Source organism: Pilibacter termitis (genome assembly GCF_900167335.1).
Lineage (GTDB): Bacteria > Bacillota > Bacilli > Lactobacillales > Streptococcaceae > Pilibacter > Pilibacter termitis.
Window position 1 is genome coordinate 1 of the sequence record NZ_FUXI01000006.1, and the last position, 12,868, is coordinate 12,868.

Genomic DNA, 12,868 nt, shown 5'->3' on the forward strand with positions numbered 1-12,868 from the left:
TCCAATCAGTAAGATAGATTTTAACTCCTTTTTGTAACATATAAACTCTATTAACATCCCACTCCCTTACAAGAGTTCCATCAGGTAAGTTTTCCACTCCTTGTTTTAAATTTTTCAAAGTTCCATCAGGTACTTTTGTATAGGAATGAGAACCACCGACTAATTTCCAATTAGATAGAGGAATTTTCACTCCTTTTTGCAACATATAGACCGTGCCATCACTCCATTCCTGAATAAATGCTCCGTCAGGAACATTTGCAATTCCATTAGGTATTCTATCTATTTCTGCTTGACTAAAAGTCTCTACTTTTTTCTGTCCACCAACACTTTGCCAAGTAGGAACATAAAATCTTCTTCCTTCGCTAATATAGTACACTTCATGACGAGTAGGTGATTTTACAAACATTCCGTTTGTAATTTTTGGTACAGTCCAATCTGGTCGAACCACACCAACAAAACGAAGTCCTTGAGGATTATAAGGTTGATTATTCCATTTTTGTACGGCACTACCTTTATTATCAGCATTATAATTTTGATGATAAGCATTATACTTGTTTATTGTGGATCCTTCAGCGGCAACTGCTACATGCCCATATTGATTACCATCCCACACCATAATATCTCCAGCTTGTGGAATAAAATCAGCGGTATTATAAATTCGTTTCCATCCAGAAGGGATCTTGTTGATATACTCTTTTCCATGTCCATCAACTTCGGCTCCTGAAAGCCAACGAATATATTCTTTAGCTAGGAAAACACATTGTCCATTTCCATACATTTTTCCAACTGAATCGTTTAACCAATTAATCGCATCTTTTTGTGTTTTTCCACGAGTTGTTCGAGGAGAAACCTCTAATTTGTTGGATGAAATTTCCTTCTCTGGTAATTGTGAAAACATCTTTTGCAATACATCATCAATATTTTCACTTTTTTTATTTGAAGGAATTACTTTTTTCATTTCTAACTTAGTGTCAACTGCTGTTTGATTTTTTGTTTCTGCCTCTACTTTTCCCCCTAAGAGAAGAACGCTACACCCTAATGCTAAAATTAAACATTTTTTCATTGTTTTTTCTCTCCTTTGTTTCAATATTTTTGTTTTTTTAAAGAACGTATTTTTTTCTGTTTCAAATGTTTTAAGTTCTCTTCTCCTTTCATAGACTTAAGCAGAAAAAATTTGGTTCTTTTGAAGTCATTATAGAACTACTTCAAGATAGAAACAGCATTTTGTCGTTAAAGAACAGTTTTGAGTCGCAAACAAAAGATTGGGTGATTTTTCTGTCAAGTTAGATATAAAGGTATATAGTTAATGAGTAGGATAAAAATATTATAGAGAGAACGAGAAATTCTTGTTTTTAAGAGGAACACAAGGGTTTATATAGTTTTTTTTTTGAGCTATACTATGAAAAAGTATTTTGATGGAACATTGAAAATATGGTTTTGATAATATTTTAGAGTTGAATCAGAATCAACACACCAACAAAAACAACAACCCCATTCTCAAACGAAGTTGCTGTTTCCCATTCTCTAATGCGTAACCCCTACATTCTCCAAAATATCCACTTTCACCGTCACCGCACTTTCAATCGCATAAAAAAGTGAACGTGTAATGTCGTCCAATGACATGGAAGGAAGATTTTCTCGTCCGTTTACTTGCTCGTGTGAAAATGGCACGTGAATAAATCCCCCTTTTATTTTTGGATAGTCATTATTTATCAGGTACATCAGGCGATAAAAAATGTCATTGCATACAAATGTTCCAGCAGTATAGGAAATTTCGGCAGGAAGAGAGTGCTGTTGAATATTTTTCATCATTGCTTTGATTGGCAAATTGGTAAAATAAGCAGTTTCCCCTGCAATTTCGATTTTTTTATCGACTGGCTGATTGCCTTCGTTGTCAGGAATACGTGCCTCGGCTAGATTTATCGCCACACGCTCCAGTGAAATACTCGCTCGCCCACCTGCTTGCCCGACACAAATGACAATTTCAGGGTGATGAATTTGTATTTCTTTCTTCAAAATTTCGCTACTTTTTTGAAAAACGGTTGGCAACTCCAGTTTTATTATTTCAGCATTGGCAATTTTTTTTGGCAAATGCTTCACCGCCTCAAATGACGGATTGATGACTTCCGTCCCAAAAGGGTCAAATCCTGTAATTAAAACTTTCATCGCTTACCTCAATTTCTTATTTTCAATACTTTTTAAAGAAATTTCACCACTGTATAAAGTGTGTAACTCTCCAGCAACATTCACCACTAATTCACCCGTTTCCGTAATGTCCTCCGCAACACCGCTCAACACCTTTCCAGCTTGCTCAAAGCTGACCAATTTTCCTAGTACAAAGGAATGTTTGCGATACTCTGCGAGAAAATCTTTCGCCTCCCATTTGAAAAATTGATTCCAAATCTCTGCGATTAGCTCATTTCTTGTAATGTTGGGTGTTTTTTTCATAAAAAGAGAAGTTGCTTTATGTTGAATTTCTTCTGGAAATTGCTGAATAGCAAAATTCAGACCAATGCCAATTAAAATGCGATCAAGCGTTTGAGTGGCTGGATTGCTGATTGCCTCGGTCAAAATGCCACAAAATTTCTTTTCGTTCAAGTAAATATCGTTAACCCACTTGATGTCTGTTGAAATGCCCGTCAGTTTTTCGATTGCACCTCTCACAGCAACAGCAGCTAAAATTGTATATTGTGGCAATTCCTCAAATCGTTTGTGCGGAGCAAGAGAGAGCGTCATATAAATTCCGCCACCATTGTTATCTGCAAAATAAGCACGATTAAATCGCCCATGCGTTGCCCGCTGTTCCTCTGCGACAACAAGAGTAATTTCATCATTCAACTTCCGAGCATCATTCATTGTGGACTCTGTCGTTTCTAGCACGACAATGTTTTTCACAGGTGAAGTGCTTGCTAGATTTTTTTGTATTTCTTCTTTATTTATAGGGGGATAATTCATAATATGTCCTGCCTTTATTGGATTTAGAGTATCTTTACTGATAGTGATTGTAAACATAACAGCACTTAGTCATTTTTGCTCTTCTACTAATTTCACATCATTAAGATTAGCCTTATTGAGCAATTCTTTTTTACTCATACTATAATGCTCCACTAAAGGGATATCGGGAAAATCCCCAAATGATGTATTAGGAAAATTAATCCAATTATCTAGTGAATTATTTATTATAGAATAGAGTTGAATTCCTAAGGGGGAAGGACCAATGTATCCTAAATAGACCTCTATTTCTTTGCCTGAAATATCATATGCTTTCTCATTTTGAAATGAAAAGTTAGATATTAGATCTTTGGAGTTTAAGGCAAAAGCATCAATAGGAACATTAATTCCCAGTTGATATAATTCTGTTCCAAAGAAGTATATCTGTTTTTTTTCAAGTTCTGATCCTTTTGCAACATTAATTTCAGTATTATGTGCTAAAAATTCTTTGTTTAACGAATTATATATCATATAGTGAAACAGAAGCTGTTTAGATGATAAAGATTTAATTATATCGGTATAATATATCCCAGAATCATCCTTACCGTCCTCAGAACGCGAGGAAGCTAAAATTCCGCCAAAATATTCTGCACAAATATCATCATCCGAAAATCCACCATTCCAAAAGATATCTCTTACAACTCTAAGATTGGCAGTTTTCCCATCATTAATATTATCCGTTTTTCTTTTAGCAACAGTAGTAATCTTTGTAACTACAGCAGTATACAAAGTTGCTAAATCATTCCCAATTTTTTCAGATGTCGGCCCTAATAGTTTTTTTAATGCCCATTCCCCAGGTATACTAATTTCAAGTTTTTTGTCTTCGCTCATTAGCAGCTCCTTATAAGTTTTGTATTTTTTTCTTTTATTATACCATAACGGCACTATTCAAATCTCAAAGAATCACATCTCATAAATCCAACCTAAGCGAATCTCTGCTATAATAGAAAGTAACCACTCCAGATAGTGAAAGGAAATAAAATGAAACTAAATAAACGAACAATTGGTTTGAATGTTTTGAGCTTTCTTTTGCCACTTTTTTGCTTGACAATATTGTTTTCGATTTTGCAAATTACACCTTTTGGGCAAAAGAATTTGATGATTAGTGACTTAGGCACGCAGTACACGCCGTTTTTCTCTTACCTAAAAGAGATTTTTTCTGGCAAGGAAAGTTGGATTTATTCCTTTTCAGTAGGTATGGGAGATAATTTTTTGCCACTTACAGCGTACTATTTGATGAGTCCTTTTAATCTCTTGTTTTTACTCGTGGATTCTTGGAACTTGGATACAATGGTGAGTATTGTGCTAATGCTCAAAATTTCGTGCATGAGTATTATGATGTTTACCTATCTTCGCAAATCTCACGAGAAAGCAGAACTTAGTCAAGTATTTTTTTCACTTGCCTATGCTCTTTCGGGATTTGTTGGCATTTACGCAACGAATATCATGTGGCTTGACGGCTTGATTTTCTTCCCGTTAGTAGTGCTAGGAATTGAACGCTTGATTGACAAAGGACATGGGAAATTTTATATGTTCATGCTCTTTTGTACGATTGTTACCAATTATTATTTGGGTTATATGACCTGTCTATTTTCAGTGTGCTACTACGTGTATTATTCGCTAAAGCAGACGGAAATTCATTCGATAAAGGAATATCTCATCACACGTCAGCCAAGTCGACTTTGCTTTTTGAAGTATTCAATTTTTGGCGGAGTGCTGTCGTCCTTTATTTTAGTTCCTGCTCTAGTGGGAATGATTAAGACAGGGAAAGGTGAGTTTCAACTTGACACTTACGCTCCTTATCCAAAATTTAGCACGGAATTTTTCATGCAGTTAGGGTTTGATAATACCGATTACACGACTAGACTAGAGCATTTGCCTTCATTTTATGTAGGACTTTTGACATTGTTTTTAGTTTTTCTCCTCTTTCAGCTGAAAATGTCGAAAAAGGAACTGTTTTTGCGAATCGGTTTGATTTTAGCATTATTCTTGAGTTTCTTCGTTCAAAGTTTCAATGCCGTTTGGCATATGTTCCAAGAAACAGCAGGATTTCCTTATCGCAATAGCTTTATGCTAAGTTTTGTGTTACTTGTGTTTGCCTATGATGCATGGGTGCGGCGAGAAGAAGTGACGAAAAAACAAGTTGTGCGAACAGGTGTTATTTTGGCAAGTCTCCTTGCGATTGGCTATTTGTCTATGTACGGATTAAGCAAATCACTAGATTACGAGGCTTTGCCGATTGAAACGCAGGATTATTACAGGTCGTTTACGCTCAATTTCCACTTGCTTGCTCTTTCGCTTATCTTCCTTTTGGGATATGTGATGATTTTCATGCAAAAACGGAGTAAATATAGCTTGTTTGCTTTGCTTATGCTTTTGCTGGTGGATGTGAATTTGAATTTTTTCCAGATGATGAGAGCGACACCGTTTGGCGATGCGGTTGTTTTTACGCAAAAAGAACGTGAGCTGAATTATTTAACGACAGAATTAAGTGATATTTTGCACACACGAGATGATGATTTTTACCGTATCAATAACGAAGTCTACGGAATTGACAATGGCTACAACCAAGCACTTTCTAGTCATTACTATTCCATTCCCAACTACTCGTCAACGCTGAACAATAATTTGCGTAAAACGTTGAAAAAACTAGGGCTGTTTAGCCGAAATGAGCGAAGAATCTCAGATGTTGGTTTAACACCATTTACGAGCTATTTGCTCGATATTGAATATGTTTTTACTGAAAGTCGCTGGGGGAATACAGAACCTGTTGCTCAGCGAAATAACTACTATGCCTACAAAAATCAAGCAGCAGACTCGGCAGTCGGCTACTTCTTTGATGATGATTTACTCGATTTGAAATTGGAAAGTGAAAAACCGTACGAAAATCAAGAAAAACTTGCGAAAATCGCAATGAATGATGAAAATTTCACACTCTTTGAGCCTGTCGAACTAAAACAAAAAGGAATGGAGTCATGGACATTTTCAGTCAAAGAACTAGGACAACTTTATCTCTATTTGCCAGATGAACGATTTGAGGAGTTAGAAGTGTGGGTAAATGATGAAAAAATTGCTCCAAGAATCAACGTCAATCACTCTGCACTCATTCGTCTAGGAACGGCAAAAACCGATAAAGAGTACACGATTGAAGTAATGGGATTGAAAAAAACAGAGGATATTTACTCTGCTATTCGCCTAATGCCTGCGGCAAAATCTTCGCAAGTCTCTGAAACCCTTGCAAAAGGAAGTTACAAAGCGAAATATATCGCTAAAGACAATTTTTTCTCTGGCAACGTTCGTGCGGAAAAAGACGGTGTTTTGTTCACCTCCATTCCTTATGATAGCGAATGGCTGGCACAACTTGACGGCAAACCTGCCAAAGTAATTCCTGTGCTAAATGGAGCGTTTGTCGGTATCAAATTGTCAAAAGGGGAACATTCCGTAAGTTTCCGCTACTTGCCAAAAAGTTTCTTACTTGGTGTCGGTATCACCGGTTTTGCGTTTGTTAGTCTGTTGATTTTAGAATTTACGGATAGACGGAAGAAATTGAACCTAAGGTAAGAAAAGTGTGAAACCAATAAATTAACATTGAATTTGTTGGTTTCATGCTTTTTTTGGGTAGAAAAAAACGAAAAAACATCAAAAAATCAAGAAAATTTACGTGCAATTTTGTTTTCTTCATGTTATAATTGGTCTATACCAAATGAGAAGGAGTAACAACCATGCAAATTATTCGCGTTAAAGACAAGCACGAAGGTAGTTTAAAAGCATTTGAAATGATTAAAGAAGGAATTGCGAACGGTGCAAAAGTATTAGGACTTGCAACAGGTTCTACACCAGAAGAACTATACGCAGAAATTCGCAAATCAGACCTTGATTTTTCTGAAATGATTTCAATCAATCTTGATGAATATGTAGGATTGAACGAAGATGACGAGCAAAGCTACCGCACATTTATGCGTCAACATCTTTTTGATGCAAAACCATTCAAAGAAAGTTTTGTGCCAAACGGTAAAGCAAGTGATTTAGAAGCTGAAGCACGTCACTATGATGAAATTATCAGCACACATCCAATTGATATTCAAATTCTAGGTCTAGGTCAAAATGGGCATATCGGTTTCAACGAGCCAGCAACTCCATTTGACTCAACAACACATATCGTAGACTTAACAGAGTCAACAATTAACGCCAACAAACGTTTCTTTGACAAAGTAGAAGACGTGCCAACAAAAGCAGTTTCAATGGGGATTCACTCAATTTTTACTGCAAAAGAAATCATCTTAATGGCATGGGGTGAGGCAAAAGCTGACGCTGTAAAAGCAATGGTAAATGGCGAAATTACAGAAGAAATGCCAGCATCTATCCTACAAAAACATGAAAATGTTGTAGTAATTGTAGATGAAGAGGCTGCGAGTAAATTATAAAATTGAAAACAAAAAAATCGTTTAGACGACTCTAAGCGATTTTTTTGTCTATACATATATGAAATTTTCTTATATGTAAGAAAATTTAACATTTTTTATTTTATCGTTTTTTAGATATAATTATATGTTATTATAGTTTTGAAATAAGTGCTAGCAAAATTATTTCAAAAAGTCATTGAATATGGGCACCTCTAAAAACTCCGCTTGAGATTAATTCGCTAGTTTTTTGAGTTACTCATAAAGAAACATCAAAATGGGAAAACGTAAAAGCATAATAGAGGAGGAAAATATTATGTCAAAAAAAACAATGAAAAAAATCGCATTAGGTCTGGTTAGTTTTGCTAGTATGAGTGCGATCGTTACACCGTATGCTATTTCTACTGCTCAAGCTGAACAAGAACAAATTAGCCAAGTAGCAGAAAATAAACAGGTTGATACGAACCAATTAAGTCAAGAGGAGTTAAAAGAGCTTTATAACAAAGGGATAACTGAAGGGAGAATTAATGAAAGTCAGTACCCCTTTAATATCTTTGTTGAAAATTATGAAAGCGGAAAAATTTCGTATGAAGAAGTAAAAGATACGATTGCTCAAGGACTAAGTTATAATGAATACTTCGCTCAAAAAATGAATTATGGAGCTTTTCCAAACGGAGAGGGGCATTCAGAGGAAGAAAAGCAAAGATTAAGGTTGAAACGTGGATATAGAGAGAATGCTAATGCTTTTAAACGTGATTTAAGAAAAGGTGATATTCTCGTTGTTCAAGGTGGCTTAGGTCATGCAGCAATCGCTACAACGAATGGATTTATATTAGAAATGAGTGGTGGAAAAGGTAAAAATTATTTAGATAGCTTAAATACTTGGTTAGGTAAAGGGATTCCTGACAATAACCACCAATTTAATTCTGAAAATTGGATGATGGGTGGAACCGAACAAGGAGTTACTTCCGCTGAACATATAAAGGGCTGGACACAAATTTGGCGTCTTCGTGATACGAAAATGGCTCAAAAATGTGCCGATTATGCGGATAGAACTTTTTGGAACTCGAAAGGTTCTTACCCAAAAGATCGTCATATAGAATATAAATTAACTTCTGGTATTTTAAAGACCAATCCTAGCTATTGTTCTAAAATGGTGTATGATGCATTTTACTATGGTAGTGGAACTGCTCCATTAATGACAGGTTGGTCAACGGACATGCCTTTTGTTTTACCTGCTGAATTACCATATGTATTTGACGGGGCATATAAAATAGATAAAATTGGTACTTATTGAAAGTAGGCTAAAATGAAAAAAACAATCATAACTATTGTCGCTATCCCAATTCTTGCTTTAATCCTATTTGGTGTGATTTATCAATTAAGAAGTTCATCAGTGAACAATAAAGCAGAAACGGAATTGAATCTTTTTTTGGAAGAATGGAAAATTCCAAAGGAGGAAGTAATTGACATAACCAAAACAGATCAAAAATTTCTTTCTGAGAGTTTTTTGAGTTGGGATTTTTCAGTAGTAAAAAATATTACAACTCAAAAAGACTACGAGAGTTGGAAAACAATTGTTCAACAAGAAGGAAAATTATTAAACGGAGAGAATTTGCCAAATAAAAACTATCTCGAGGATAGCAAAAATTGCGAAATTGTTTATAACTTAAGCATTAGCTCAAAAGATACTTCTTCAAAAGAAGTAACCCTTCATTTTAATTGGGGTGGTAATAGTACGAGTGATGAAGAATTTATCAAGGAACATTTCGCTTATTTTCCTCCAGCTGACATTTATGAAAAATGGAAAGCTAGCCAGCCAAAAAAATAGAATGTACTGGCACCTCTTGACCAATCTTGCTTTTTTAAGGTAAGGTTTGTCAAGAGGGGAGTGTTATATGAACGCTAGGAAAAAGTAAATTATTGAAAGTTGCGTGTGAAATGAAAAAGAAACTATTCCTAATTATCCTAAGTATCCCGCTGACAATTCTTTTAATTATCGCTTTGTTTGCAGCTATTTATTATGGCAGTGATTTTGTTGGAAGAATACAAAATGATAAAAAGTTAACCAATTATTTTATTGAAACAGGCAATATCCCTGAAAAAGAAATGATTGTAGTAAAAAATACTCACGGAAGTAGCTGGGGCATTGAATTTTATCCGAGTGATTTTAGCAAATCCGTTACAACAAAGACTGATTATGAAAATTGGAAAAAATGGGTGGAAGAAAAAGGTAAATTGTTTAATGGAGAAAAACTCCGTGATAAAAAATATTTAGAGGATCCTAAAAATTGTGAGTTTGTTTATTGTGCTAGCTACACGGTGACAACAACCTATCTTTCATACGGGTTTCTTGTCTCAGGTGAGGTAAGTTTTGATAAAGAATTTATTCAACAACATTTTGCTTATTTGCCGAAGGATAAAATTTTATATGGTTTTGGTGTGAAATAGTGAGTTGAAGTAAGAATTAGTTTTTCCTTTTCATAAAAAGATGAAAAGACTGCTCTAAACGTTTATTTTATCTACACATAGATATAATTTTCTTATATGTAAGAAAAACGAGAAGTATTCTGGCGAAAAAATTGTTTATAGGTTTTGTTTCAGTTGTAGGACTTGCGTTCTTGCATTAGAAACTTCGCAGTTGCCACCTACTTTTTTGGAAAAACTGAAAGAAAATCAAGGCGTGCGGTTTTGTAGGTACCCATATGGATGTCCTTCAAGACAAACTGCCAATTAATAAATTTGATTGATTTGAAAGGATTAACGCATGAAAAAGAAATTACTAACCATTGCCAAAGGTGTTTTTGTCTTTTGTTCGATTGGCTCAATGGCGTTTGTAGCATGGTTTTTATATGCTGAAAATAAAGCAAATAGTGAAGCACCAGATAATTGGTTGCTTATGAACAAAGATAACCCAAATCTATTTTTTATAAAAAATAACAACACGCTCATAGATTTTGACGATACGACATTTACGAAAGAAAACAATAAGTTTACCTTGAAGTTAAATGCGAAAGTAAGCAGTGGAAAAAATAAAATGTCAAAAGAAGATTATCTATCACTATTTTCAATTTCTCAAGGAAATGAGAAAATTGACGTTTCAGGTGTAACCATGACAAACGTGAATGGGATGGAAGTAAATGAGCTAGGGAAAAATGAAAGAGGCAACATTTCTTTAGAAGTTTCGATTCAAACAAGTGATGCTATTACAATTAGCAATCCAGAAATGAAGAAAATAAAAAAAGAAATTAAGCTTGGTTTACAAGAAAATTAAATGAATAGACAAAGATACTTAGAAGTGAGTTTTTTAAGTATCTTTGTCTATTATTACTTAATAAACTTTTAGAGGTAGCCTTAATTTAGTAGGCTTGAGTAAAGCTCGATTTCTTTTTTAGCCTCTAACAATAGGATTTCTTCATCAGCCCATTTTAACAGTTCTAGTCCTTTTTTTATTTTTTCTTTGTCATTGGTACACATTCCGAAACGAACAGAGGCAATAGCGAGTAAATCAACCCGTTTTATTTTTTTGGCTAAATGATAAGCCTGCTCTGCCGCAATTTTAAACTCATTAAAATAGTGGTGCGTTAAAAAAATAGTAGACACATTGACGAGAATTGTTGCCTTTTTCGTTTCAATTTCATAAAAACCGTCATATCTGTCTAAAGTTTTCATCAATCTTGGGAATAATTCAACGGTTGTTTCAATAGGAAAAAGAAATAGAATGGAATTTATCAAACTAATTTCTCTGGAATACCATGTATCCATTTTTGATAAACGTTGCCAAATGAAGTGAACGAATTCCTTTGACTTCTCGTCAATTTCTTGCAAATTATTTTCTATTAAATGAAGCCAAGAGGAGACAATTCCATTGATTTCCTCAATTGCAATATCTTCGTTTACTTTAAGATAGTTTTCACAACGTTTTTTTATTTCTTTTAAATGTTCAATGTTTGCAGATGAAAAGGAAGAATGCAAGTCTTTGATAATATTTTCTCTTTCTTCTGATAAATACATGTTACAGATAAACTCAAATTCATCAAAAGACATATCAATCTGTCTTAATATATGTTGCATAGTAACATAATTTGGGTCATGTTTTCCGTTTTCAAAATGTGATAATGTTACACGGCTGATGATGTCTTTACAAACGGCTTGTTGAGAAATTCCTTTTGCTTTTCTGATTTTTCGGTAGATTTTTCCATAGTTCCAGTGCATACTTATCCCTCTCAAAAAAAATTAAAAATAGATGAAAAAAGTTTGTTTTATAAGAAAAGTTAACATTTTTTTATTTTATCTCATTTATTATAATAGCATATTTTTAGGCGTTTAGAAAGGAGAAATCAGGTGTGTAACTGGGGAAAATGGATTTTTTGGTTTTATTTTAGAGGTTTTGTTAAATAAAGGGAAGTTCAAAAAGTGAGGAATTATTACTTGATAAGAATAAAAGGTGAATCATCTCGCATGGAAATTTGTGCGGGGTGATTTTGCTCAATCACAAACTCTCACCACCGCCCTTATAATAAAAAGCACACGAAACTTTAAATTCAAACATTTTCTTATAGAAATAGAGAAATATTCTTCAAAACGCAATAGAGAGTGCTTTCGCACCCTCTATTTAGGAGTTAATGAAAAAGTTTTGGATTGTTCACTTTGGAGAAGTGAACAAAGGAGTTGGTTGGGTAGTAGTTATCCTACTACGCTTATTATAATACACTAAAATTATATAAAATCAAAAAAATATGCTTTGGGAAAGAGAATCTTTTTTGAAAAAGTTAAAAGTTTTTGAAAATAATAGAAGGGAAACGACGAGTTTGTTTTGTCATAAGTCGTTCTTTTTTATGTGAAACATGACTTTTTTTGAATTGCGGAGAACTAAGATATATCATAACATGATTTTGCTTGTTACAAAGGAAAAAAAAGAGTAAACTATATCTAAAATATCAGAAAAAAACAAAAAGATAGTGAGCCACAGTGCTTCGTAGCTAGAAAGAGGAGAGAAATGATACAATCTTTTGGAGAGAAAAAAGAGGATATTACTTATACTCAAAGAAACGGCGTACACGTTGTCATTAGTCGCAAGGAAGAAAGCGAAATTGTTTTAGTGCAAGCACCGAATGGTGCATATTTTTTACCGGGTGGCGAGATTGAGGCGAATGAAACGCACGAGGATGCAATTCATCGTGAATTGCTTGAGGAACTTGGGTTTACTGCTGTAATTGGTGAGTATTTCGGGCAGGCAGATGAATATTTTTATTCTCGCAATCGTGATACTTATTTTTACAACCCAGCGTATATTTATGATGTGATTAGTTGGGAAAGCGTAGGTGAACGAACGGAGAAAAAAAGCATTCCCGTATGGTTTCCAGTAGATGTCGCAATTGAAAAATTAAAGCGTGGCAGTCACAAATGGGGCGTATTGGAGTGGAAAAAGCGACATGGAAAATAGTAAAAACCAGAGATAAGCACATTCGCTTGCC

12 protein-coding genes are annotated in these 12,868 nt (G+C 34.5%); 7 read left to right on the top strand and 5 right to left on the bottom strand.

Annotation, left to right across the window (positions count from 1 at the left end):
* The 4 genes from B5D30_RS03360 to B5D30_RS03375 all read right to left on the bottom strand — a co-directional run.
* Positions 1–1,063: CHAP domain-containing protein (locus B5D30_RS03360; protein WP_144399470.1), on the bottom strand; the 1,063-nt coding region annotated here is incomplete at its 3' end.
* A gap of 461 nt (positions 1,064–1,524) precedes the next feature.
* Entirely contained in the window at positions 1,525–2,166 is a 642-nt protein-coding gene (gene pcp / locus B5D30_RS03365; RefSeq protein WP_078806634.1) for a pyroglutamyl-peptidase I, read from the bottom strand.
* Positions 2,167–2,169: 3 nt separating this feature from the next.
* Positions 2,170–2,955, bottom strand: coding sequence for a biotin--[acetyl-CoA-carboxylase] ligase (locus B5D30_RS03370; protein ID WP_159443186.1), 786 nt, complete (start codon positions 2,953–2,955; stop codon positions 2,170–2,172).
* A gap of 69 nt (positions 2,956–3,024) precedes the next feature.
* Complete coding sequence (locus B5D30_RS03375) at positions 3,025–3,822, bottom strand: hypothetical protein (RefSeq protein ID WP_078806636.1); 798 nt, start codon at positions 3,820–3,822, stop codon at positions 3,025–3,027.
* Positions 3,823–3,972: 150 nt separating this feature from the next.
* Between B5D30_RS03375 and B5D30_RS03380 the strand changes: the two genes are divergently transcribed.
* The 6 genes from B5D30_RS03380 (at position 3,973) to B5D30_RS03405 (ending at position 10,665) form a co-directional block, all read left to right on the top strand.
* Positions 3,973–6,552, top strand: a complete 2,580-nt coding sequence (locus tag B5D30_RS03380) for a YfhO family protein (protein ID WP_078806637.1) — start codon at positions 3,973–3,975, stop codon at positions 6,550–6,552.
* Between the two features lie 161 nt (positions 6,553–6,713).
* The gene (gene nagB, locus B5D30_RS03385) at positions 6,714–7,415 is read left to right on the top strand and encodes a glucosamine-6-phosphate deaminase (protein WP_078806638.1); all 702 of its coding nucleotides are present in this window, start codon (positions 6,714–6,716) and stop codon (positions 7,413–7,415) included.
* Positions 7,416–7,707: 292 nt separating this feature from the next.
* Entirely contained in the window at positions 7,708–8,688 is a 981-nt protein-coding gene (locus B5D30_RS03390) for a hypothetical protein (RefSeq protein WP_200806705.1), read from the top strand.
* A 12-nt stretch (positions 8,689–8,700) separates the two neighbouring features.
* Positions 8,701–9,222 (top strand): hypothetical protein, encoded by a 522-nt coding sequence (locus B5D30_RS03395; RefSeq protein WP_078806639.1) that lies wholly within the window; start codon positions 8,701–8,703, stop codon positions 9,220–9,222.
* A gap of 110 nt (positions 9,223–9,332) precedes the next feature.
* Positions 9,333–9,842, top strand: coding sequence for a hypothetical protein (locus B5D30_RS03400; protein ID WP_144399471.1), 510 nt, complete (start codon positions 9,333–9,335; stop codon positions 9,840–9,842).
* A 316-nt stretch (positions 9,843–10,158) separates the two neighbouring features.
* On the top strand, positions 10,159–10,665 hold the full coding sequence (locus B5D30_RS03405) for a hypothetical protein (RefSeq protein WP_078806641.1): 507 nt from the start codon (positions 10,159–10,161) through the stop codon (positions 10,663–10,665).
* Between the two features lie 80 nt (positions 10,666–10,745).
* Here B5D30_RS03405 and B5D30_RS03410 read toward each other — a convergent pair whose 3' ends face one another.
* On the bottom strand, positions 10,746–11,606 hold the full coding sequence (locus B5D30_RS03410; RefSeq protein ID WP_078806642.1) for an Rgg/GadR/MutR family transcriptional regulator: 861 nt from the start codon (positions 11,604–11,606) through the stop codon (positions 10,746–10,748).
* 784 nt (positions 11,607–12,390) lie between these two features.
* Between B5D30_RS03410 and B5D30_RS03415 the strand changes: the two genes are divergently transcribed.
* On the top strand, positions 12,391–12,837 hold the full coding sequence (locus tag B5D30_RS03415) for an NUDIX hydrolase (protein ID WP_078806643.1): 447 nt from the start codon (positions 12,391–12,393) through the stop codon (positions 12,835–12,837).
* The last annotated feature ends 31 nt before the right edge of the window (positions 12,838–12,868 follow it).

Bases quoted from the DNA above. Each gene is read 5' to 3' on its own strand.
- pcp (WP_078806634.1), bottom strand. From the start codon at position 2,166: ATGAAAGTTTTAATTACAGGATTTGACCCTTTTGGGACGGAAGTCATC.
- B5D30_RS03370 (WP_159443186.1), bottom strand. From the start codon at position 2,955: ATGAATTATCCCCCTATAAATAAAGAAGAAATACAAAAAAATCTAGCA.
- B5D30_RS03375 (WP_078806636.1), bottom strand. From the start codon at position 3,822: ATGAGCGAAGACAAAAAACTTGAAATTAGTATACCTGGGGAATGGGCA.
- B5D30_RS03380 (WP_078806637.1), top strand. From the start codon at position 3,973: ATGAAACTAAATAAACGAACAATTGGTTTGAATGTTTTGAGCTTTCTT.
- nagB (WP_078806638.1), top strand. From the start codon at position 6,714: ATGCAAATTATTCGCGTTAAAGACAAGCACGAAGGTAGTTTAAAAGCA.
- B5D30_RS03390 (WP_200806705.1), top strand. From the start codon at position 7,708: ATGTCAAAAAAAACAATGAAAAAAATCGCATTAGGTCTGGTTAGTTTT.
- B5D30_RS03395 (WP_078806639.1), top strand. From the start codon at position 8,701: ATGAAAAAAACAATCATAACTATTGTCGCTATCCCAATTCTTGCTTTA.
- B5D30_RS03400 (WP_144399471.1), top strand. From the start codon at position 9,333: ATGAAAAAGAAACTATTCCTAATTATCCTAAGTATCCCGCTGACAATT.
- B5D30_RS03405 (WP_078806641.1), top strand. From the start codon at position 10,159: ATGAAAAAGAAATTACTAACCATTGCCAAAGGTGTTTTTGTCTTTTGT.
- B5D30_RS03410 (WP_078806642.1), bottom strand. From the start codon at position 11,606: ATGCACTGGAACTATGGAAAAATCTACCGAAAAATCAGAAAAGCAAAA.
- B5D30_RS03415 (WP_078806643.1), top strand. From the start codon at position 12,391: ATGATACAATCTTTTGGAGAGAAAAAAGAGGATATTACTTATACTCAA.